Origin of the sequence: Acinetobacter junii CIP 64.5 (genome assembly GCF_000368765.1) — a bacterium.
GTDB lineage: Bacteria > Pseudomonadota > Gammaproteobacteria > Pseudomonadales > Moraxellaceae > Acinetobacter > Acinetobacter junii.
The window spans coordinates 133,250-156,723 of sequence record NZ_KB849654.1 but is presented as its reverse complement, the minus strand read 5'-3'; the positions used below and the strand labels follow the sequence as shown (position 1 = coordinate 156,723).

The 23,474-nt window shown below is 39.7% G+C and carries 22 protein-coding genes and 3 pseudogenes; 12 read left to right on the top strand and 13 right to left on the bottom strand.

Going from position 1 to position 23,474, the window contains the following annotated elements; all coding sequences use genetic code 11:
- Positions 1–15: 15 nt before the first annotated feature.
- From F948_RS02225 to F948_RS02195, 7 genes and pseudogenes are all read left to right on the top strand, one after another.
- On the top strand, positions 16–513 hold the full coding sequence (locus F948_RS02225) for a cupin domain-containing protein (RefSeq protein ID WP_026057369.1): 498 nt from the start codon (positions 16–18) through the stop codon (positions 511–513).
- Positions 514–544: 31 nt separating this feature from the next.
- Positions 545–1,360: pseudogene (locus tag F948_RS02220) on the top strand (alpha/beta fold hydrolase).
- A gap of 16 nt (positions 1,361–1,376) precedes the next feature.
- Complete coding sequence (locus tag F948_RS02215; RefSeq protein WP_004959529.1) at positions 1,377–2,171, top strand: SDR family oxidoreductase; 795 nt, start codon at positions 1,377–1,379, stop codon at positions 2,169–2,171.
- Between the two features lie 9 nt (positions 2,172–2,180).
- Positions 2,181–2,971, top strand: a pseudogene (locus F948_RS16330) (aspartate dehydrogenase).
- 11 nt (positions 2,972–2,982) lie between these two features.
- The gene (locus F948_RS02205; RefSeq protein WP_004959524.1) at positions 2,983–4,449 is read left to right on the top strand and encodes an aldehyde dehydrogenase; all 1,467 of its coding nucleotides are present in this window, start codon (positions 2,983–2,985) and stop codon (positions 4,447–4,449) included.
- Positions 4,450–4,488: 39 nt separating this feature from the next.
- Positions 4,489–6,130, top strand: a pseudogene (locus tag F948_RS02200) (thiamine pyrophosphate-binding protein).
- 146 nt (positions 6,131–6,276) lie between these two features.
- Positions 6,277–7,467, top strand: coding sequence for a hypothetical protein (locus F948_RS02195; protein WP_004959511.1), 1,191 nt, complete (start codon positions 6,277–6,279; stop codon positions 7,465–7,467).
- Between the two features lie 71 nt (positions 7,468–7,538).
- Here the strand turns inward: F948_RS02195 and F948_RS02190 are convergent, their stop codons facing one another.
- Positions 7,539–8,024, bottom strand: coding sequence for a winged helix-turn-helix transcriptional regulator (locus F948_RS02190; protein ID WP_004959509.1), 486 nt, complete (start codon positions 8,022–8,024; stop codon positions 7,539–7,541).
- Between the two features lie 180 nt (positions 8,025–8,204).
- Between F948_RS02190 and F948_RS02185 the strand changes: the two genes are divergently transcribed.
- Both F948_RS02185 and F948_RS02180 read left to right on the top strand, forming a co-directional pair.
- Positions 8,205–8,645, top strand: coding sequence for a PaaI family thioesterase (locus F948_RS02185; RefSeq protein WP_004959506.1), 441 nt, complete (start codon positions 8,205–8,207; stop codon positions 8,643–8,645).
- Positions 8,646–8,741: 96 nt separating this feature from the next.
- Positions 8,742–9,425 carry a glutathione S-transferase family protein gene (locus F948_RS02180; protein WP_004959502.1) on the top strand — a complete coding sequence of 228 codons (684 nt, stop codon included), beginning with the start codon at positions 8,742–8,744 and terminating at the stop codon, positions 9,423–9,425.
- A gap of 62 nt (positions 9,426–9,487) precedes the next feature.
- Here the strand turns inward: F948_RS02180 and purB are convergent, their stop codons facing one another.
- From purB to F948_RS02125, 11 genes are all read right to left on the bottom strand, one after another.
- The gene (gene purB / locus F948_RS02175) at positions 9,488–10,876 is read right to left on the bottom strand and encodes an adenylosuccinate lyase (protein WP_004953312.1); all 1,389 of its coding nucleotides are present in this window, start codon (positions 10,874–10,876) and stop codon (positions 9,488–9,490) included.
- A 103-nt stretch (positions 10,877–10,979) separates the two neighbouring features.
- Positions 10,980–11,711, bottom strand: a complete 732-nt coding sequence (gene hflD / locus F948_RS02170) for a high frequency lysogenization protein HflD (protein ID WP_004913152.1) — start codon at positions 11,709–11,711, stop codon at positions 10,980–10,982.
- 18 nt (positions 11,712–11,729) lie between these two features.
- Positions 11,730–12,863: a tRNA 2-thiouridine(34) synthase MnmA gene (gene mnmA / locus F948_RS02165; protein WP_004913150.1), complete on the bottom strand. Its 1,134-nt coding sequence runs from the start codon at positions 12,861–12,863 to the stop codon at positions 11,730–11,732.
- A gap of 4 nt (positions 12,864–12,867) precedes the next feature.
- The gene (locus F948_RS02160) at positions 12,868–13,356 is read right to left on the bottom strand and encodes an NUDIX hydrolase (RefSeq protein ID WP_017397328.1); all 489 of its coding nucleotides are present in this window, start codon (positions 13,354–13,356) and stop codon (positions 12,868–12,870) included.
- A gap of 91 nt (positions 13,357–13,447) precedes the next feature.
- Positions 13,448–13,912, bottom strand: a complete 465-nt coding sequence (locus tag F948_RS02155; protein WP_004959494.1) for an SEL1-like repeat protein — start codon at positions 13,910–13,912, stop codon at positions 13,448–13,450.
- Positions 13,909–14,728 (bottom strand): IS5 family transposase gene (locus F948_RS16845; protein ID WP_227545331.1). Its coding sequence is split into 2 segments (ribosomal slippage): positions 13,909–14,344 and positions 14,343–14,728, totalling 822 coding nucleotides; the frame shifts between segments, so codons are not numbered across the junction. Before F948_RS16845 ends, F948_RS02155 begins: the two co-directional genes overlap by 4 nt.
- Before the next feature lie 4 nt (positions 14,729–14,732).
- Positions 14,733–15,068: a hypothetical protein gene (locus F948_RS15860; RefSeq protein WP_004959487.1), complete on the bottom strand. Its 336-nt coding sequence runs from the start codon at positions 15,066–15,068 to the stop codon at positions 14,733–14,735.
- A 44-nt stretch (positions 15,069–15,112) separates the two neighbouring features.
- Complete coding sequence (locus F948_RS02140) at positions 15,113–15,649, bottom strand: gamma carbonic anhydrase family protein (protein ID WP_004959485.1); 537 nt, start codon at positions 15,647–15,649, stop codon at positions 15,113–15,115.
- Positions 15,650–15,744: 95 nt separating this feature from the next.
- The gene (gene dacC / locus F948_RS02135) at positions 15,745–16,893 is read right to left on the bottom strand and encodes a D-alanyl-D-alanine carboxypeptidase PBP5/6 (RefSeq protein WP_004913142.1); all 1,149 of its coding nucleotides are present in this window, start codon (positions 16,891–16,893) and stop codon (positions 15,745–15,747) included.
- Between the two features lie 114 nt (positions 16,894–17,007).
- Entirely contained in the window at positions 17,008–17,409 is a 402-nt protein-coding gene (locus tag F948_RS02130) for an MCR_0457 family protein (RefSeq protein WP_004959481.1), read from the bottom strand.
- A gap of 147 nt (positions 17,410–17,556) precedes the next feature.
- Complete coding sequence (locus F948_RS02125) at positions 17,557–17,931, bottom strand: MCR_0457 family protein (protein ID WP_004959478.1); 375 nt, start codon at positions 17,929–17,931, stop codon at positions 17,557–17,559.
- A 103-nt stretch (positions 17,932–18,034) separates the two neighbouring features.
- Here F948_RS02125 and surE point away from each other — a divergent pair, with 103 nt between their 5' ends.
- The 3 genes from surE to F948_RS02110 all read left to right on the top strand — a co-directional run bounded on the left by surE (position 18,035) and on the right by F948_RS02110 (position 20,793).
- Positions 18,035–18,805, top strand: a complete 771-nt coding sequence (gene surE / locus F948_RS02120; RefSeq protein WP_004959475.1) for a 5'/3'-nucleotidase SurE — start codon at positions 18,035–18,037, stop codon at positions 18,803–18,805.
- Between the two features lie 108 nt (positions 18,806–18,913).
- A complete protein-coding gene (locus F948_RS02115) occupies positions 18,914–19,726 on the top strand; it encodes a peptidoglycan DD-metalloendopeptidase family protein (RefSeq protein WP_004959472.1) in 813 nt (270 codons plus the stop codon).
- A 137-nt stretch (positions 19,727–19,863) separates the two neighbouring features.
- Complete coding sequence (locus F948_RS02110) at positions 19,864–20,793, top strand: LysR family transcriptional regulator (protein WP_004953334.1); 930 nt, start codon at positions 19,864–19,866, stop codon at positions 20,791–20,793.
- Positions 20,794–20,835: 42 nt separating this feature from the next.
- Here the strand turns inward: F948_RS02110 and F948_RS02105 are convergent, their stop codons facing one another.
- Positions 20,836–23,466: a Lon protease family protein gene (locus tag F948_RS02105; protein WP_004959467.1), complete on the bottom strand. Its 2,631-nt coding sequence runs from the start codon at positions 23,464–23,466 to the stop codon at positions 20,836–20,838.
- Positions 23,467–23,474: the final 8 nt, after the last annotated feature.

Sequence of the window (23,474 nt, the reverse complement as noted above, 5' to 3'; positions counted from 1 at the left end):
CGCTTTCAGGGTGCAATGGGAATTGCTGAAGATAAGGCGAAACTGGGTTGGCTAAACACACGTATTGCGCGTTTTGAAACACGTAAATATGACTTCGATGCGTTGAAGTTCCAAGCAGATTACGACCCGAAATATCGTCGTGCGCAAATGCGTTATATGGGAACTGGAGCAACAGGTGTAGTCAATGATGGCAATACAGTTCCAGCCGAAAACTTTACCTTTTCAACCATGGTGTTACCTGCGCAATGCGAAGGTCCATTGCATATCCACCAAGATGTGGAAGAAGTGTTTTTCATGTTACGTGGTGAGATTGATCTGTTCATTGAGCATAACGGTGAGAAATTTCAAACCAAATTGAAAGAGCGTGATCTGATTTCAATTCCACCGGGTATTTATCGTGGTTTGTTTAATCCAGGTCAGGAAGATGCCTTGATGTGTGTGATGTTAGGTGCTGGAAAACCAACTATTCCAAACTATCCACCTGAGCATCCATTGTCTCAAATCAAACGTTAATCAAAGCGATTAACTATAACAAAGGAATGAAATGATGACTTTGATTGACACTTTAGCCCAATACTCAGTGAAAACCATTGAGATTGATGGTCAGGTACAAGCCTATCGCGAAGCTGGACACGGACAAGCACTGATTCTTTTACATGGTATCAGCTCAGGTTCTGCTTCATGGGTCAATCAGCTTGCTGTACTCAGTCATCATTTTCATGTGATTGCTTGGGATGCGCCAGGTTATGGCTTATCTGAGAACTTAGATACGGAGCAGCCAAATGCAACCAATTATGCTCAGCGAGTACTAGCAATTATGGATGCATTGGCGATTTCTAAATCCATCATTATAGGTCATTCATTAGGTGCATTACAGGCAAGTGCTTTTGCCCATCTTTACCCTGAACGAGTTGAAACCCTAATCATTGCCAATGCGGCGCAGGGTTATCAACGCTCGGATGAGGATACCAAAGCACAGGTTTATCTGAAACGCCCAAATATGTTGAAAAGCTTGGGCAATGCGGGGATGGCGGCAAGCCGTGGTCCACATTTAATTTATAAACAAGACCCTCAAGCACTGGCATTGGTCAGTGAGGTGATGGGGCAGCTTACTTTAGACGGTTTTACGCGAGCATCATATTTGTTGGCGTATGACGAGATTAGAAATTATTTAACAGATCTCAAAGTTCCTTGTGTGGTGATTGCGGGTGATAAAGATGAAATCACGCCTGCTCAAACCATCATGTAATTGGCGATAGAAATGCAATTGAGCCGATGTCATCTCATTACAGATGCAGGTCATCTGAGTTGTGTCGATCAACCTGATCAGTTTAACGACATTGTTTTATCGGCAAATTAATTAGAGAGATATGGATATGAGCTTCCAAGTTGAAGGAAAAGTAGTAGTTGTAACAGGTGGCTCGTCAGGCATTGGTTTGGCTGCTGTGGAAATTTTAGTTGCAGAAGGTGCAAAGGTCGCGTGGTGTGGTCGAGATGAAGCGCGTTTAGCCGCATCGAAACTTTATATTTTAGAGAAATACCCACACGCCAATATTTACACCAGTACCTGCAATGTTTTGGATAAAGAAGACGTTAAACGATTTGCACGAGATGTAAAGCAAAACTTAGGTAATGTCGACATGTTGATCAATAACGCGGGTCAAGGTCGTGTGTCGAATTTCGAAAATACCCAAGACGAAGATTGGATGAAAGAAATTGAACTGAAATATTTCAGTGAATTACATCCCGTTCGCGCATTTTTAAATGATTTAAAAGATTCAGCATGTGGCTCAATCACCAATGTGAACTCATTGTTAGCGTTGCAACCTGAACCGCACATGATTGCAACATCATCTGCACGTGCTGCGCTACTAAATTTAACGCATTCACTGGCACATGAATTTACTCAATATGGTGTCCGTGTTAACTCAATTCTTTTGGGTATGGTGGAGTCAGCACAGTGGAAACGCCGTTTTGAAACACGTTCAGACCCAAATCTGTCATGGGAACAATGGACAGGCAATATTGCTAAAAATCGTGGTATTCCGATGCAACGTTTAGGTAAGCCCGAAGAACCTGCACGTGCCTTGGTCTTTCTCGCATCGCCTTTAGCATCCTATACCATAGGTTCAACTCTTGATGTCTCTGGCGGATTCAATAAGCATTTATAAGGTGTGCACATGAAACAGTTGATGATGATTGGTTTTGGCGCGATGGCAGCAGAAGTGTATGCCCATATGTCGCAAGACTTACAACTTAAATGGATTGTGGTACCAGCACGGAGTGTTGAAAAAGTTCAGGCGCAAGTTTCATCTGAAGTACAAGTGATTAGCTCGATTGATGAATGTCAGGGTACACCTGATTATGTGATTGAAGTTGCGGGTCAAGCTGCGGTGAAAGAGCATGCGAAAAAGGTATTGGAAAAAGGTTGGACTATTGGGTTGATCTCGGTTGGAACTTTGGCTGATAACGAGTTTTTGATTCAGCTAAAAAAACGGCTGAACAACATGATGCCCACTTACATCTTTTGGCAGGTGCGATTGCTGGAATTGATGGAATCTCAGCGGCTAAAGAAGGTGGTTTGGAAAAGGTCACTTATAAGGGCTGCAAAAGTCCAAAAAGTTGGCGTGGTAGCTATGCAGAGCAATTGGTTGATTTAGATCAGGTGAGCGAAGCAACGGTTTTTTTCCGTGGTACAGCGCGTGAAGCTGCATTGAAGTTTCCAGCTAATGCCAATGTTGCAGCGACGATTGCTCTTGCAGGTTTGGGTATGGATGAAACTATGGTGGAACTCACAGTTGATCCAAACATCAATAAAAACAAGCACACTATTGTGGCAGAAGGTGTGTTCGGTGAAATGACAATTGAGTTGGTGGGGGTACCTTTGGCGAGTAACCCGAAAACTTCGACATTGGCTGCACTTAGTGTGATTCGTGCCTGTCGCAATAGTGTTCAAGCAATTCAGATTTAAAGGATTTGATCATGGTAAAGGAAATTTATATCGCTGGAGAATGGCGATTAGGTCGAGGTGACACGATTCAAAGTTTGTTTCCAGCAGATCAATCTGTGAATGCTGAGATTTCAACGGCGAGTTTGGATGATGTCAATGAAGCGATTGAAAAGGCTGATTTGGCATGGCGCAAGGCGGAGTGGCGCAACAGCATGCCACACGAGCGTGCTCGGATTTTGTATAAAGTGGCAGACATTATTGAAGCGCGTGTTGATGAACTTTCAAAGCTACAAACCAGAGACAACGGTAAACCACTGGCTGAGACGCGTGTCTTAACCTTGAGTGCGGCTGCAACAGCACGTTATGTCGCAGCGGCGTGTGAAACCTTAAATAATGAGTTAACCACACAACGTGCGCCAGATTTTATGACCATGAGTGTGCATGAACCTGTTGGGATTGTGGCAGCGATTACACCATGGACTTCACCGATAGCCAGTGAAGTGCAGAAGTTAGCACCTGCATTAGCAGGTGGTAATGCAGTCATTTTAAAACCAGCTGAAGTGACTTCATTGATCGCGCTTGAATTAGCAAAAATCTTTGAAGAAGCTGGTTTACCTAAAGGTTTATTGAGTGTACTGGTTGGACGTGGTTCGGTGATTGGTGATGCGATCGTAAAGCATCCATTAGTACGCAAAATTTCATTTACAGGTGGAACGAGTACAGGGCGTCATTTAGCACATATTGCGGCTGACAAGTTGATCACCACATCTTTAGAACTTGGCGGAAAATCACCAACGATTGTGATGCAAGATGCTGATATTGAGCTTGCGGCTAAAGGTGTGGCTTATGGCATTTTCAGTTCTGCAGGACAAGCATGTATTGCAGGATCACGCTTATTTGTGCATAGCAGTATTTATGATCAATTCTTAACACGTCTAGTTGAAATTACCAAAGGCTTGCGCGCTGGACATCCTGAAACCGCAGGCGTCCATTTAGGGTCTTTGATCAATCCTAAGCATTTAGCTTCTGTGGATGCTTATGTTCAATTGGCCAAAAAAGAGGGTGGTCAAGTTCTTGTAGGCGGTGAGGCATTGACTGAAGGTGAATTGGCAAAAGGTAGTTTCTATTTACCGACCATTATCACAGGCCTCGATAACTCAGCTCAAACCTGTCAGGAAGAAATCTTTGGTCCTGTGTTGGTGGTGATGAAATATCACGATGAAGCAGATTTAATTGCACAAGCTAATGACAGTTGTTTTGGTTTAGCCGTAGGGATTTGGACTGAAAACTACCGTAAAGCTTGGCAACTTGCACGTGCTTTGGAAGTAGGAACAGTCTGGATCAATACCTATAAAAAATTCTCAATTTCTGCACCTTTTGGTGGTTTCAAAGAAAGTGGAATTGGACGTGAAAAAGGTCGTTTAGGCATCTTGGCGTATATGCAACAAAAAAGCATTTATATGGGATTAAGCGAACAGCCAAATCCTTGGTGCGATTAATAAATTCATGGATAGAACAAGTTTTTGAGGAATATAGTAATGACAGAACGTGTAAATGTAGGCGAAGCAATCGCTCGAGTTTTAGAGGCGCACCAAGTAGATAGTATCTACGGCGTCATTTCAATTCATAATTTACCAATTGCTGATGCCGTAGGTCGCCGTGAAAAAATTCGCTTTGTCGCGGCGCGTGGTGAAGCAGGTGCAGTGACGATGGCAGATGGCCATTCACGCTTTAAAGGTTTGGGTGTTGCCTTAACCAGCACAGGTGCTGGCGCAGGAAATGCGGTGGGTTCATTGATTGAAGCAATGAATGCGGGCAGTCCAGTGTTGCATTTAACAGGTCAAGTTGAGCGTGAATATTTAGATCGTGATGCAAGTTTTATTCATGAAACCAAAGATCAGCTGACTTTCTTACGTGCATCGAGCAAAGCTGCTTTTCGTATTACCAGCCCTGATAATGCAGTTGGCGTGATTCGTGAAGCGATACGTGTCGCAACGACTGTCCCAATGGGGCCTGTTAGTGTTGAGCTACCGATTGATGTGCAAAGCAGCAGAAATTGACCTACCCCTGAATCTAGGTCCAGTCAAAGCACTGGAATTACCTCAGGCAGATCAAGTTGGAGTTGATTTGATCATTGATGAAATCAAAAAAGCCAAACGTCCAATTTTTTGGATCGGCGGTGGTACGCTCAATAGTGTGGATGAAGTCAAAGCAATAGCTGACTTGGGTATTCCAGTAGTATCTTCAACCCATGCGCGTGGTGTGCTAGCGGATAACCATCCACGTAGTCTAGGTGCATTCCATAACTCTGCGGGCGTTGAATAATTTTTAAAAGATGCTGATTTATTGGTTGTAGTCGGGTCTCGCTTACGTAGTAACGAAACCAAAACCTATTCAGTACAGTTCCCTGAAAATATTATTCAGGTCGATGCTAATCCTGTTGCACAACAACGTAATTACAAAATTCGTAATTTCATTTGTGGTGATGCCAAAGATGTGTTGCAACGTGTTCTCACAGGTTTAGCAGGCGTATCTAAAATAGATACTGAGTATGATGCAGCAGTTGTTGATGCGAAACAGGCAGCAATCAATGCCTTACGTACACAGCTTGACCAATATGCGTTGATCTGTGATCACCTTCGTACAGCACTACCACAAGATGGCATTTTTGTTCGTGATATTACGATGTCAGGAAGTACGTGGGGCAGTCGTTTATTCCCAGTACAAGCACCAAATCAAAATATTCACTCTTTAGCAGGGGCGATTGGTCTCGGTTTAGCAACAGCAATTGGTGCTTCAATTGCCAATCCAGACAAAAAAGTGATCGGTTTAGTTGGTGATGGTGGTTTGATGCTGGGTATTGGTGAGATTGCGACGATGGCGTAAGAAAATACCAATATGGTACTGATGATCATGAATGATGGTGGTTATGGGGTCATGCGTGGTATTCAAAATAATTACTTCGGAGGACGCCAGTATTTCAACGAATTACACACACCTGATTACCAAGCTTTGGGTGAGGCGATGGGCGTGAAAAGTTGGAAAGTTGGCAGTGCAGAAGAGTTTAGAACAGTCATTCAGCAGGCAGTTGATTTCCAAGGGCCAAGTGTGATTGAGCTAGATATGAATTCAATTGGACCACTGAACTTTGCAGGTCCACCACAAAAGAAATTGTACTGAGTAATTTAAACATTGGTTGAGATGACTGATGTTTGAAAATTTGTAGGCAAATTTTTTTGCCTACAAAACAATAAAAACTATGTTTTACAGGTAAAACAATAATCCAAGCCAACAGGACGGTTGGTATCGAAGCGAAGGAATATGATATGAAAAAGACATTAGTCATGATGCTTGCAGCACTGTCGATGAGCGCAGTATCAAATGTATATGCACAAAGTTCAGCACTGGAATGGAAAAGTGAGGATGGAACGGATTCTGTCAAGCTTGGTGGAGTGGTGCGTTTGAATCAACGTTATGAAAATTGGGAGGGACCAAATGGAGGTTTTGGAAAACTCTATTTTGATATTTTTCGAGTTGATCTGAAAGGTAAGTTTGATGATGCCTATTTCAATGCCAGCTACCTTTTCCAAGATCAAGAGAAGCGTTCAATTGAAAAAGCCTATGTGGGATATCATTTGGATGAACATAATAGCATAGAGGCTGGTTTTGTTTATAAACCCTTTGCAATTTATCCCTATCCGCAAAATGGATGGACTTATCATATTCCATTCTTTTTGGGTTATGGGAATAACATCGCTCCAGGTTTGAACTGGAATTTCAACAACAAAGATTGGGATGTGAAGCTAGGCTATTATCCTGAGATGCTAGCAACTAATCTTCGATATTCACCTGAAAGTGCGACTTATGATGATTTGGCTGAAAATGCATTTCCAACACAAAAAGCCTATCAAAATGAAAAGCGTCATCAAGTGAATACACGGATTGTTCGTAAGTTAGAAACTGAATTTGGTAAGCAAGAAGTTGGTGTATCAGGTGCAATTGCTCAATTGCATAATAAAATCACGGATGACAACGGCAAATATTATGCAGTGGGTTTGCATACTGATAATAATTACAAACGTTTCAATGTCCAAAGCTCAGTGATTCATTATCAATATGATGCAAAAAATCCAGATGGTGTAAATGATGATATGACCTTGATGGGGGCAAATGGTTTAACGCCCGCATATTTCATTGCTTCCGAAGGAACTATTGCAAGTTTAAACCTCGCATACACATTACCTGTGCAAGATATGGGCAAACTCAAAGCAATCCGTTTTTACAATGATTATAGTTATTTAGATAAAAAACGTGAGGATTGGTCTGACTCGCAGATGAATACTACGGGGATGATGTTTATTGCTTCACCTTTCATGGTATGGGCGGATTACACTTGGGGGAAAAACTCGAATATTATCGGTGGAGCTACCAATGCTACAGGTTTTACGTCAACGGTTTCGCCAAATAGTGATAAATGGCTTTATCGCATCAATTTGAATATTGGTTTTAGTTTCTAGTTCTACGTTCAAATGAAGAGTAATCATCATTACTCTTCATATTTAATAAGCAGAACAATTTGAATACCTACCTATTTATTTACAGCGTTCTCTACAACCTGATCCATTTCCATCGAATCATAATAGGCTAGGGTGTTTTTCGCAGTTAACTCACCATGACAGTGCTGACATGTCATGGTTGCTTTGGTCTTATGACCACAGTCTTTATGCAAATATTCCAAAATTGGATATTTATTATCTTCATTATGCCAATAATTGCCCCATGTCGTGACTGCCATAATAATTGGATAGAGGGCTAAACCTTTGTCTGTAAGTTTGTACTCGTAACGTTTTGGTGCTTCTTGATATAACACTTTTTCAAAAATTTTATTTTCAACTAAGCGATTCAAACGCTCAGTGAGTAAGTGCCGTGTGATACCGAGCTGCTTTTGAAAATCATCAAAACGACGTGTGCGAAGAAAAGCATTGCGGATAATCAAGAGTGTCCATCGATCACCGAAAATCGATAAGCTACGCGCAATAGGGCAACTCATTTCACCCAATTCATGCCATTTCATGTTTAACCTCTATTGATTCGCTTTGAGATAAGCAGATCGCTATGACTGTAATTGAACGTAGATAATCATAACGTTGACAAATTATCTTAGCATAGATAAGGTATTGTTAATAAGTTCTAAATTAGAACTAATGTTGTTGCAGTCGTAAATGTACGATTTACTCTTAAAAGGGAAACTTCAATGAATCCATTAAAAATGACAGGTTTGGAAATCATTCAAGCATTTGCTCAAGGTCATTTTCCTGAGCCAGGAATTGCAAAGACAATGCCAATGAAACCTGTAGAGGTTGAACAGGGACGAATCGTATTTAGTGCGATTGCTGATGAACGACATACCAATCCATTAGGTGGTGTGCATGGTGGTTTTGCAGCAACAATTTTGGATTCAGTCACAGGTTGTGCAACACATACAGTATTGGCTGCGGGTGAGTCATATGGAACAACAGACCTTAATATTAAAATGTGTCGTCCGATTCCATTTAATACTCCGTTGATTGCAGAAGGAAAAGTCATCAATGTTGGGCGTAATCTTGTGATTTCAGAGGGTTATATCCGCGATGAGGATGGAAAATTGTATGCACATGCAACTGCAACAAATATGATTATTCGCCGTTCAGCGTGATTTTAAGATTATTGTTTTGAATGGACTTGAACTTGTTATGATAGCCATGTGAAACATCATAAAAATATGTTCAGTTCATTCAAATGAGATATAAAAATGTCAAACTCTATTGTTCTACATCAGTGGGAAATTTCACCTTTTTGTCAAAAAGTTTCACGGATGTTGAAGTTTAAAGGTATTCCTTTTGAAACAATAAATTACAACGGCTTACTGGGTAGCAAAGTCCCTTTGCTGAGTAAAGTCGGCAAGTTACCTGTCGTGGATATTAATGGGGAACGAGTTCAAGATAGCACTCGAATTGCACGTTATTTAGATCAACACTTTCCCGAGCTTCCTCGGCTTTATCCTGAAGATCCTATGCAATGTGCTTACGCAGAGCTTTGGGAAGATTGGGCAGATGAAGTCTTGTATTTTTATGAAGTGCATTTTCGTGTAAGTGATAAAAAAGCGTTCAATCAAGTTGTTGAAATCAGCTCAGAAGGTCGTCCTGCATTTGAAAAGCATTTAATGAAGCCATTACTGAAATCGGCATTGGGTTTTCAAGTAAAGATGCAAGGTACAGGTCGTATGGCTCAAGCCGATATTGAAGCTGAATTTACTAGACACTTAAAACGTATTGAGTTGGTTTTAAATCAGACAGGTTGGTTGGTTGGAGATCAGCAGACGATTGCTGATATAGCAGTTGCATCTCAACTTCTAGAAATTGTTAGAACTAGCCAAAAATTTGGTGCACAAATATTAGGCTTTGCAAATATTTCAAAATGGCTCGATAATTTTTAATTTATTGATTTAAATAAAAAAGCAAAGCCGAGGCTTTGCTTTTTTATGATTGAATGATCAGCTTAGATTTTGCTAATCAAATCATTGATTTGTTTTGCTTGTTCAGCAGCATTACCTGTATATGTAGCAGGAGTAAGCTCTGCTAAACGAGCACGTTCATCAGCTGGAACTTGAAGAAGTTCATCACCATTAACGAAGTTCACCATCATTTCACGTGTCATTGCTTGACCACGAGTAAGTGCTTTGAGTTTTTCGTAAGGTTTTTCAACATTATAACGGCGCATTACTGTTTGGATCGGTTCAGCAAGAACTTCTTGTGCTTGGTCTAAATCTTCATTTAAACGGTTAGCATTGAGTTCAAGTTTACCAATACCTTTTAAGCAAGCATCAAAAGCAATCAAGCTTTGTGCAAAACCAACACCCATGTTACGAAGAACTGTTGAGTCAGTTAAGTCACGCTGCCAACGAGAAACTGGAAGTTTTTCACCTAAGTGACCCAATACCGCATTTGCAATACCTAAGTTACCTTCTGAGTTTTCGAAGTCGATAGGGTTTACTTTATGAGGCATTGTTGAAGAACCAACTTCACCGTCTTTTAATTTTTGCTTGAAGTAACCAAGAGAGATATAGCCCCAAACATCACGGTTAAAGTCGATCAAGATCGTGTTATAACGACGTAATGCATCAAACAATTCAGCCATGTAATCATGTGGCTCGATTTGAGTGGTGTATGGGTTGAAACTTAGACCTAAAGATTCAACAAATGCTTGTGCATGTGCAGCCCAATCAATTTCTGGATAAGCAGAAAGGTGAGCATTGTAGTTACCTACTGCACCATTGATTTTGCCCAATAATTCAACATTTTCAAATTGCTTGATTTGGCGCGCTAAACGATAAGCAACGTTCGCCATTTCTTTACCCAAAGTTGTTGGGCTAGCAGTTTGACCATGAGTACGAGATAACATTGGCTGTTCAGCATGTGTTGTAGCTAAAGCTGAAATTGCGTTCAGAATTTGCTTCATGCTTGAAACAAGAACTTCACGACCATTTTTAAGCATTAATGCATGAGATAAGTTGTTGATGTCTTCAGATGTACATGCAAAATGAATGAATTCGCCCGCATTTTTTAATTCATCAATATTGGCAATTTTTTCTTTAAGGAAATATTCAACTGCTTTTACATCATGGTTAGTTGTACGTTCAATTTCTTTAATGCGGTTTGCATCTTCTTCAGAAAAATTCGTCACAATCGCATCTAAAGCAGCATTCGTTTCAGCAGAAAATGCAGGTACTTCGATGATTTCTGCACGATTTGCAAGTGCTTGTAACCAACGCACTTCAACAGTGACACGAGCGTGGATTAAACCAAACTCAGACAAAAAAGGGCGTAGCGCATCGCATTTGCTCGCATAACGTCCATCAAGTGGTGAGAGTGCGGTTAAAGCATTCATACAGATTCCTTAAAGTTTGTCTCTCTTGCAGAACTTTATTTATTCCTCAAGAGAGATTTATAGAGGTTGTAAAACGGTATAAAAAATTTGCTCTAGCATCGGTTTAAACGACCTGATACTGCAAACGAGCAAGAGCTTGAATATCTTGTAAAAGCTTACGTTTACTAAAGATCATACTCCATGAGCTACCGCCCAGTTGTCGCCATAAATGCGCAAGTTGTAGACCTGTAAAGAGGCAAGCACGGATTCGATTTGTATGATTCATATCTTTAAAAGCTTCAGCATTACCACGGACAAGGATACGTGGGTTAATTTGCCCAGCAGTTTCAACGTAGGTCTGAGCTAAATTGGCAATAATACTTGGGTGCAAATAGTTATTATCGAAAAAAGACAACTGTTTTAGGATTTTTTGTTGAGCCGTTTCGATAATTTTTACGTATTCAGGATTGCTATAAACTTTCTTTTCCAACTGCAATAATGCCATAGCATAGGACATTGGAAGTTTAGCTGTCGAAAGTTTAGGAACTCTGGATTTTGGTGCAGTATTAAAGGGTTGAGTAATACAACCTTCTAATGTTTTTAAACCTAGTGAAATATCAGCCAGTTGATTAAAGAAATCTAAAGTTTGAGTCGCATTGTTGGTCGCTGGACGAATATTTAAACTTGCTTTGATCAGTAGTTCAAAATAAAAATTACCACTATCTCCAATACTCTGCTGTCCCGCCATCGCAGTCATATGGGTCAGCTGAGTTGCTTGGAAGACAGCAGCCAATGCTAAAGCACGATTTTGTCTTACATTCAACGCTTGGGTGTGCTGAAAGGGTAACTCCGCCATGCTTCGATTCCAATATCCTTAAATAAAATCTGGTTGAGGTGCATCAGTATGGTGAATGACACCACCGCCTAAGCATACCTCTCCTGAGTAAAACACCACACTTTGCCCTGGAGTTACAGCACGTTGTGGTTCATCAAACTCAACTCGAATACCATTTTCTGTATGTTCGTCACGATAAATTGTACACGCTTGGTCAGGCTGACGATAACGAGTTTTTGCTGTGCATCGGAAACCCGTAGTTGGGATTTCTTGTTCACCCGCAACCCAATCAATCGCTTCACTCCAAAGCTGTTTACTTTGCATAAGTGGATGCTCATGACCTTGTCCAATGACGAGACGATTGTTGGCAATGTCTTTGTGAAGTACGAACCATGCACCTTCTTGCGCACCTTTCATACCACCGATACCGATGCCACCGCGTTGACCGAGCGTATAGTACATTAAGCCATGATGTTCACCAACTTCTTTGCCGTTGTCTAAGACAATTTTTCCAGCTTGAGCAGGAAGATATTGTTTGAGGAAGTCTGTAAATCGACGTTCACCAATAAAGCAAATACCAGTTGAGTCCTTTTTCTTCGCTGTTGCTAAATCAAGTTGTTCAGCAATGCGACGAACTTCAGGCTTTTCAATTTCACCGACAGGGAACAGCGTCTTATTGATTTCACGACCATGAACAGCGTGTAAAAAATAAGTTTGATCTTTATTATTATCAACACCTCGTAATAATGGTGCATAGGTTTCACCACGAGAGTTTTGTGTGCTTACACCACGACGCGCATAATGACCTGTTGCAATAAAATCTGCACCTAAAGTCATAGCATGGTCGAGGAACGCACGGAACTTAATCTCTTTATTACATAGAATATCTGGGTTTGGAGTACGACCTGCTGCGTATTCAGCTAAGAAATGCTCAAACACACGATCCCAATATTCCATGGCAAAGTTTGCGGTGTGCAGTTTAATTCCAATCTTGTCTGCAACGGCTTGCGCATCTGCTAAATCTTCAAGGGCTGTGCAGTATTCCGTACCATCATCTTCTTCCCAGTTTTTCATGAACAGACCTTCAACTTGATATCCTTGTTGAAGTAAAAGCGCGGCAGAAACTGAGGAGTCTACACCACCAGACATACCGACGATGACACGTTGTTGCATCTAATTAAGCATCCAAATGAGAAGTTAATGAGGGAGAGAAAGGGTGCTCATAAATAAGCGATAAAGGATATTTCATACCAGCGAGGGCATCTTCAATTACTTTTAAAACTAATGGGCTTCGCGCACGAGCGGATTCTTGTAGCTCTTCTAAACTCATCCAAACTGCACCGACAATATCGATATCTAGTTGTGCATTTTCCTCAACCGAGGTGACATGTGCCAAGAAGCAAAAACGATAATATGTGCGATCTGGAAACATGGGAGGGGTATAGGTATAGATTCCAAGCAAATGATCTATTTCTACATGATGACCTGTTTCTTCTAAGGTTTCACGGATCGCTGCTTCAATAATCGTTTCACCGCATTCGATATGACCAGCAGGTTGATTAAACACGGTATGTACAAAGCCTTCGCTGTGTTCTTCAACAAACAGAAAACGTCCGTCTTTTTCAACTACAGTGGCGACTGTGACATGAGGTGTCCAAGCGGTCATAGAAAGCACCATGATTTTAAAAAATGTATTCTACAAAATTTGAGAGTTTTTGGCTATGGTGGCTGAATCATAGATTTAGCCACCAACTGCTTTAATCAGGTTTAATTTTACTATTAATAAATTTTCGTAGTCTCTTTGCCGATTGGCATGCTGGATCAGTATCACCATGTTTACAACTATAATTGAGAACATTTAAAGCTTTTTTATAATTAGGTTCAGTATTTTCCTCAGAAATTAATTGGTCTGCAAACATGGTGCATCCCCAAGGATCGCGCCAGTCACAAGTTTTCTCAAATGTTGAAAAAATACACTTCTTTTGTTCAGTGGTTAAGTGTTTTTTGTAGTCCAACATTCCAGCAGCCCTATTGGTACAGCCAGAGGCGATGCCAAGCTCACAACTTCTTTGAAATACTTGTTCGGCTGGAAGTTTATAATTTGCTTCTTGTAATGATAACGCCACTAAATAACAGGCCACTGCATCATTTTCCACACAAGACTGATAGCATTTAAATTTATTGTTTTCACAAGTAGATATTAGACCTCTTGCAAAAATCATTTTTCAACCAACTCCATGTTGTAAATTGCAGCAATTAAATTCAGACGTAAACCCATGCGTTTACGCCTATTTCGATAACGTGTAGCCAGAATTCTAAAGGTCTTTAATTTTCCATTGACGTGTTCAATTCGAATACGACGTTTACTAATTTCCCGATTTATTTGCTTCTGTAATAAAGTTAACGGCTTCTTTTTACTTGCCTTGAATGGCATCAGGCATTTTATCCCCAAACGATTTAAACCTAAATAACCTTTATCAATCAGCATAAAGGCTTGATATCTCTGCTTTTTACGTTGAGCCTTAAACAACTGGAAATCATGTGTACTCCCATGTGTAAGACCTAATGAAATAATCTGCATCGTTTCATAATGAATGATGAGTTGAGCTTTGATCGTATGTCGTTTTTTCTTACCGCTGTAGAATCTTTTCTGTTTTTTTTGGACGCTCAATTGTCATTTCAGTTGCATCGACAATAACAACATTCCAATCTATCCCTGCACCATGCGGTAGTTTCTTAGGTAAATGAAATTTATCAGATTTTATTAAAATATTTTCTATTTTATGAATAATTCTGGACGCAGTTGATTCGTGGATTCCATAACTCATAGCAACATGAAAGAGCGTGCGATATTCACGCCAATAACTTAGCGTCATTAACAGTTGGTCTTCAAGTGAAAGACTCGAAGGCCTACCTCGTTGAGTATTGACTTGGCTTGACTCTAATACTTCAAGCATTTCTAAAAAGGTTGAGGGTTGTATTCCAATCAGTCGTTTAAACTGACTATTTGATAGCATCTTTACTTTTTCATATTTCATGTACTCATGATAGTAGAACATGACTTTTTAATGTGGATAAAAAACAAACAAAACGTTGATCGTTTTTTGATTTTTGCAAGAAGTCTATTATATCTCTGTATGAATTTGATAGAGGAGTTTGTTGAGATGGAGATGTATAGGCTGGGCATTTATTTAAATTATTAGTAAAAATTTGATGATGCTTTAAATCACTTGCTATGAAACTCAATGAAGCTGCTTCAGCTGTTGCATAATAAGAGTCGGTACTCATGATTTCACTATCAGATTTATAGTGAGAGCATGCGGTTAAGATATTAATCGTTAATATAGATAAACCCAAATATATTGTTGTTTTATTCATAATCTTCTGTAGTTTTCGTTAATATTATAAACAGAATTAATAAATTAGTTTTGTTTATAATCATTCTTCACTTTCACGTAGTTTTGCGCCGAATAAGGTAAAAATGCTTTTTCTTTATCTGTGAGAGGGCGGACTTGCTGGACTGGGCTACCTACATACAAATAACCACTTTTTAAGACTTTACGTGGTGGCACAAGACTACCAGCACCAATCATTACATCGTCTTCAATAATCACGTCATCTAAAACAACGGTATTAATACCGATCAAAACACGATTGCCAATAGTACAACCATGCAAGGTCACATGATGACCTACAGTCACATCATCACCAATTATTAAAGGTGAACCATTTGGTTTAGATTGATTTTTATGACTGACATGTAACATACAATGATCTTGTACATTACTATTTCTACCAATCTGAATCGAATTGACATCACCGCGAATAACGGCAAAAGGCCAAACTGAAACATTCTCAGCTAACTTGACATCCCCGATGACTACTGACATTTCATCAATATAACAACTCGTATCAATATCAGGGTAATGATCTAAATAAGGACGAATATTTTTAGCCATGAGAAAATACAATAAATAATTTGCATGAATTATAAAATAAAAAAGCATTCATACTAAATAGCATGAATGCTTGATTAGCTTGTTTATTCTAAGAATTAGAATAAGTTGCTAAGGAACTGTTTGATATGGTCGATCATACGAGCAAAGAAGCCTGCTTCTTCAACAGGTTTTAATGCAACTAGTGGTTTTTCAGCAATCACTTTTCCATCAAGACTCGCAACTAATTTACCTACAACTTGACCTTTAGCCAAAGGTGCATTCAGTTTTGGTTGAACGACGATTTGAGTTTTGATTTTGTCAGCTTGACCTTTAGGCATAGTTACGTTGAAGTTTTCAGCCAAACCGATTTGAACTTCATCTTCTTTACCAAACCATACTTTTGCTTTTGCTAAAACTTGATTTGCTGGTTGAACATTAGCAGTTTCAAAGTTTGCAAAACCCCAAGCTAATAATGTACGAGTTTGGCTCGCACGTTCATTCATGCTTGGTGTACCAAAAATCACAGAAATCAAACGCATAGGGCCACGTTTGCTCGAGGTGGTTAAGCAGTAACCAGCTTCTTCAGTATGACCTGTTTTTAAACCATCTACACTTGGGTCTGTATAGAGAAGGGCATTACGGTTACCTTGTTTGATACCGTTAAATGTAAATTCTTTTTCAGAGTAAATTGGGTAATACTTTGAGCTATCTTTAATAATATGCTGAGCAAGAACTGCCATATCTTTTGCAGTTGAGTAATGACCATCAGCAGGCATACCTGTTGAGTTGATAAAGTGTGTATTTACCATTCCAACGCGTTTAGCTTCTTGGTTCATCATGTGGGCGAATGTACCTTCATTGCCCGCAATATGTTCAGCCATTGCTTTAGAAGCATCATTACCTGATTGGATGATAATACCGCGAAGCATTTCTAGAACAGTTGCTGTTCCATTAAGTGGTACATACATACATGATTCTGTACTACTTCCACGACACCACGCAGATTCATTCATGCGTACTTGTTCGTTTTCAGTCAATTCCCCCTTCAAAAGTTTCTGCTCAATGATGTAGCTTGTCATCATTTTAGTCATTGAAGCAGGTGCAAGTTTTTCATTTTCATTTTTTGCAGCGAGAATCTGTCCTGTCTCATAATCCATTAATACATAGGATTTATTATTTAGTTCTGGTGGAGCAGATAGGACAGTTGCTGCATATGAAAAGCTTGGCAAAAGTAATAATGCAGCAAGAGCGCTTTTTTGATTCATTCTAGATCGTTCCAATATCTTGTGTGAAGCAGAAGAGCCTAGCATTTTAGGACAAAGCAAAGCCGACTTCTATGGGGGAAGTCGGCTTTTTAACACAGTATTGTAACGAATCGGTTACTTAGAATAATAATTTCGAACATCGTCGCAAATTTGGCGATTATCTTCATCAGATGCGGCTTTTGCATCATTACGTGCTTCTGTCAAAGCAGCCTGAAAATCTTTACTTTTTGCGCGCTTATTGAGTACATCAACAGCTTTTGGATCATTATCTAAATAGGCTTTAACAAGATTGTCGTAGGCTTTATTAAACTTAAGATCTTTGCCGATTAATGGAGGGCAAATTTCAGAAAGCACATAAATTGCAGCTAACTCTTGTTGAGTGACATTTTCTGAGGTCGGAGTAACTTCAATTTTTTCGGTTTCTGATTTTTTTTCTGCTGCATAAGTGGTTGCAGAAAATGCAGTAGACGCTAAGAGAAATGATAAACCCAGTGTTTTTAAAACATTTTTAGTCATAAGAAATCAAACTCAAAAACAAGACTTAAAGAATTTGAATAACTTATAGCATAACTGAGATTGAAATTTGTATCTTTGCTGTAGAAACAATGGAGAAAATGTGATCTTAAATCTGAGAAATAAAACCACATTTACCTATATCAAAACTTATTCTTCGAAATTAAGGACATCTTCACATACTGATTTTTGTTCTGATTTCTCAACTTCTGTTGCAGCAGAACGTGCATCTTTGAGCAGACTTTGAAATTCAACATCTTTTTGTAAGCTGTCTATAGATGCAGTCTTGTCCGAGTAGTTACTTAAATAAGAACCGACCATCTTTTTGATGTTTTGGTCAAATTTAGCATTCTTACCGATGAGGTTTGGACACATTTCGATAAGTACTTGTGCATTTGCTATATCATCTTTGATTAATGCATCTGCTTCTTTGACTGAAACCGCTTCGTCAGCAAATGCTACAGATGCTGCTACAAGTGTGAAACTCACCCCAAAAAATCGAATAAAATTAGATAAATGTCTCATGGCAATGTAAATTTCTAATACTAAGAAGTTATAAATATATATAATTCTATGAATAATTCAATTGAAAAAACTCCCTAGTAATATTTGAAGAGACTGGAATTTAGTGAATATTTTAATTGCAAATGATGATGGTGTTTTTGCCCCAGGGCTACAAGCTTTAGCGCAGGCCTTAAAGCCATTAGGTCGAGTGGTTGTGGTTGCACCTGAAAGTGAGCGGAGTGGTTATTCTAGTGCTTTGACATTAGATCGTCCTTTGCGACCAGTTCAAATCTCTGAAGACGTCTGGGCAGTGAATGGAACGCCTGCGGACTGTGTTTATTTGTCAATGAATGGTCTATTTGATTTTGAATTTGATCTGGTTGTGAGTGGTATCAATAGCGGTGCAAATCTTGGTGATGATGTATTGTACTCAGGTACGGTAGGAGCTGCATTTGAAGGACGGTTAATGAAACATCCTGCGATTGCTGTTTCTTTGGCAGGTTCAAATGTTCGATCATATGAACACCCTCTGCATTATGCGCAAGCAGCACAATGGGTCCATGACTTTATTGCAAATGGATTACCTATTTTACCACCTCGTCATATTTTTAATATTAATATTCCAGATGTTGCTCAAATCCAAGGTACAAAAGTGACGTATCAAGGGCGAAGAGCGCAATCTAAACCTGTAAGTAGCCATGTTGACCCCCGAGGAAGACAAGTTTATTGGATTGGATTAGCTGGCGAGGCAGTAACCGATCCTCAGGCTGTTTCTAGCAATATTCAATCAGATTTTTTTGCAGTGTCGAATGGTTATGTCAGTGTTACTCCAATTCAAATGGATGCAACGAACTACGCGATTTTAGATAATTTACATGTTCTTGTTAATGGTTAGCGGTTGCTATGTTATAACTTTGTGAATATAGAAAGTGAGAACTCGTTTTTTTTCACTTTTTTGATACTCTTAGGCGCAAATATAATTCAGGTTTCGATGAGGGTGAAGATGCATTCAAACCAAGTCTCGATTTTTCTAACAAAGAAAATGATTAAAACAATCCTATTGTCTTTATCAGTAGCAACGACAGTAATTGTGACGGGGTGTGCATCTAAACCACAATATAAAGGTGGCGCACGCTACGTGAATGCACCTAATTACTATACAGTGCGTTCAGGGGATACACTGAGTGGGATCGCAAACCGCTATGGTTTGAACTACTTAGATATTGCTGCACTGAATGATATTGCAGCTCCGTATCGAATTTATGTGAATCAGTCACTAAGACTTAAAGGCTCAGTTAGTCAGCGTACTACGTCGACGCAGGCGATCACTCAAGCAACTCCTATCCAACGTCAAACGATTAATTTACCGACTCAACAGCCAGTTGTACCAAAAACACCTGTTATTACGCCAACACCTGTCAATTCACCAACTGCTTCAACTTTAGCATCGGGGTTACGCTGGGTAAAACCTAGCAACGGTCCTGTGATTCAAGGTTTTAATTTGGCAAGTAATGTTAAAGGAACCCGTTATGGTGGAAATGAGGGTGATCCAGTCTATGCAGCAGCAAATGGTCAAGTTGTATATGCAGCGGATGGTCTAAAAGAATACGGCAACTTGGTTCTGATTAAGCACATTGATGGTTACATTACTGCTTATGCACATAACAGTAAAATGTTGGTGAAAAGCGGTGACAATGTGACAGCTGGTCAAAAGATTGCTGAAATGGGTTCTTCAGGAGCGACTAGAGTCATGCTGGAATTCCAAGTTAGATTAGATGGTAAACCTGTTAATCCAACCACTGTTTTACCTAACTAAATATACATCATTATTTGTTTAACAAACTTTCAACAAATTGTTAAGAATCTCTAGTCTAGGAGTAGACTTCTCTGTATACTCATATTGATTGCTTTAATTAGAACAATAAGCATATTAATAATTTGAGAGGGAAGTCTATGCTAGATCAGTTGCGTGCAATGGGGGTTTTTGCGTGCGTTGTTGAAAAAAGTTCATTTAGCGGTGCTGCTAGAGAACTGGGAATTACAACAAGCGCAGTCAGTCAACAAATCCGTTCTTTAGAACAAGATATGGATGTGACTTTGCTTCATCGTTCTACACGAAAATTAAGCCTTACAGAAGCGGGTCAAGCATTCTTTTTAAGCTGTCAAGAAATGCTTGCAGCAGCAGAGCGTGGCAAAATTCGCATCAATGAATTGCGCGATGATTTAGTCGGTGACTTACGTATTGCAACGACACCAGAACTCGGTGCGCTTCATGTTATTCCAGCACTTTCTCACTGGATGTCTGCACACAAAGCACTTGCAATCCATTTTGAAGCCGATCATCGTTATATTGATTTAATTGAAGAGCGAATTGATATTGCAATCCGCATGAGTCTCAAAATTGATGATCATCAGTTAACAGCAGTGCCATTAGCACGAGTTGATCAGGTACTTGTTGCTTCACCAAGTTATCTAAATCAAGCTCCTCCGATTTCGAGACCAGAAGATTTACGTCATCATGAATTGTTGCCAGTGACTTTAATGCAAAATTATCAGCATTTCTCATTTCGACATGGTTTAAGTGGGGAAGTGGTAAATATCGATATGAAAACACGCTTAAGTACAAATAATGTGTTTGTTGCAAAATCTTTGTGCCAGCAAGGGCATGGGATCGCGCGTATTCTATACATGGATATTCAAAAAGAGTTAGTGAATGGGTCTTTAGTTGAGGTATTACCTGATTGGAATATGCCAGCATATACCTTACATGCATTGACCTCGAAACGTGAACAATATCCAATGAAAGTCCATCGCTGTATAGATGCCTTAAAACAATATTTTGCTCAGCTTCCTGGTGGGCGTTCCTTGCAGGGCGTGGCCTAAATAAAAAAGCCATGTTCTCATCAGAACATGGCTTTTTTCATCTTATTTTTTCTTGTGTTTACGCAGCGATTTTAAGTTTTTCGCTTGTGCGGTTGATTCTTCAGCTGCTTTTGAATCTACTTCATCTTTTTTGGTTTTTTTACGCTTTTTCTTTTTCTTTGGTTCATCATCTTCAACTGCTTCACCATCTTCAATCGCTTGCCAATACTCAAGTTGTTCCATCACAGCAGCATAGATTGAGTTTTGGCTATATCGACCTTTTTTATCGAGTGTTCCAACAGGACGAGCCATCAGGATTTCTAAAGCTTGGTCAATCGTATCAATTGCATGAACATGGAATTGACCACTATTAACAGCATCAATAACATCTTGGCGTAGCATTAGATGTTGCATGTTTTGACGAGGGATAATAACCCCTTGCTTTCCTGTTAATCCCTGCAATTTACAAGCATCATAAAAACCTTCAATTTTGGCATTTACGCCGCCGATAGGTTGTACTTGTCCAAGTTGGTTCATAGAGCCTGTGATTGCCCAAGATTGATCAATTGGAATTTGACAAATAGCCGAAATCAAAGCAGAAAGTTCGGCAACTGTTGCGCTGTCACCATCAACTTGTCCATAACTTTGTTCGAATGCAAGAGCAGCAGAGAAGTGTAGGATTTGTTCACGACCAAAATGAGCTTTAAGGAAACTAGCCATGAGCAGCACGCCTTTTGCGTGTAGAGAACCGCCAAGTTCTACACTTCGCTCAATATCAAGAATATCCCCACCGCCTTGATAGACAGAAGCAGTCAAACGTGATGGGAGACCAAACTCAACATCAGCATAATGAATAACAGAGAGGGCATTAATTTGACCTAAGCGATGCCCCGAAGTCTCAATTAATTGAGTACCTCGTGATAAGTCTTGCCAATAAAGCTCTCGTAAATAACCCAAACGGTATTGGCGATGATGTAATGCTTGATTGACGTGTTGATCTGTTACGATTTTATCACCACTCTTAAAAGCGTGATGATGTGCTTCACGAATCAAATCACCCAGTGTCGAAGCATGCAGTGACAAAGAGCTTTGATCTTCAGCTTGACGACTAGAGTCAGTTAACAGTGCAGCGAGGGCAGAACGATCAAAAGGTAAAAGTTTATCGGCTTGAACATAATCAGCAATAAGCTGCATATATGCTTGTTCATTGCTGTCATTACGTTGTAATGTGTCTGTAAAATCAGCACGAATTTTAAATACGCTACCAAGTTCTGGTTCTACTTCTAAAATTTCATAATAAATTTCAGGTTCAGCCAGTAATACGACTTTAATATCTAGTGGAACAGCGGCAGGTTCAATCGAAATACTACCTGTCAATGTCAGCATATGTTCCAAAGACGATAGTTTGAGTTGCCCTGACTTTAATGCGCGTTTTAAACCTTGCCAAGCGTAGGGTTGTTCTAGCAATTGCTCAGCTTCAAGCATAAGGAAACCACCATTTGCATGGTGTAAAGAGCCTGGACGAATTAATGTAAAATCTGTCGTAATTGTGCCGTTGTGAGTAAGCTGCTCGACATGCCCAAGTAAGTTGTAATGGGTTGGGAAGTCTTCAAAAATAACAGGAGCACCACTATTCGGTTTATTGGCAATAATGACATTGGCTTGATATCTTGAAGGAACGCGATTGAACAAAGCAGGCGTGAAATCATCTTCCTCTTGTTCTAAGATCAGTTCAACGTTTTCTATAACATCTTCGGCATAATGCTTTAAATATTCTTCTAAACCTTTAACGTCTTTATTTTTATTTAAAATTTGCTCCATGCGAGGTAGAACAACTTGTGCTGCGATATCTCTATTTAAAAGTGAAACTTTATCTCGAGCATCGTCTTCAAGATCGCCTAGATGTAAGCCTAAACGCTCTAACTTTTTCTCCATGTAGCGGATATTAGAGCTTAGTTCAGAACGTTCTTTTTGGCTTAAAGCATCAATATCATGCTGTGTTAATTCTTGATATTCATTGTCGATTAATTGCATCGGCACGAAAACATGCTTGTCATTTCTTGAAATGAGTTTTAAGTCGAGTTCTGCGCCTTCTTTGGTTAATTCGGACAGTGCTTGTTGTTGTACATCACCCGTGTCTTGACGAATACGTTCAATTCGATTGTGATAGGTCTCTGCACTAAAGCGACGTTCTAATTGTTTAAGAATGGTTTGCCAAGTTTGTTGAAGTGCTGCTTGGAACTTTACGCCCTGTCCAGCAGGGAAGCGTAGTGCGATAGGTTGTCTAGGATTTTTAAAATTATTGACATACACCCAGTCATCAGGTGTTGGCATCGTTTTGGCATGCTGTTGCAGTAAACGTTTGATCATCGTTCGTTTACCAAGTCCAGCAGTTCCGACAGCAAAAATATTGTAACCTGAATAAGGCAGAGAGATTCCAGCTTCAACAGAGGCACGTGCTCGATCTTGCCCTAAAAAATTGTTGAGCGGTTTGATTCGTTTCGTCGAATTCGGAATTTTGAGTAGGTCTGGAACATGAGTGAGTTGTTCCGAAGCTAGCGAGGTTCTTTTTAATGTTTCTTGTATATCCGTCTGGTCAAAAGCGCTTGGAAAGGTATTTAAATTTGCTGTAGTTGTGTTTGTTGGTGTTAAAGAAAGTGCAGTTGCAGTCATTTGATCAAGTTTTTGGGTCACTATTGATA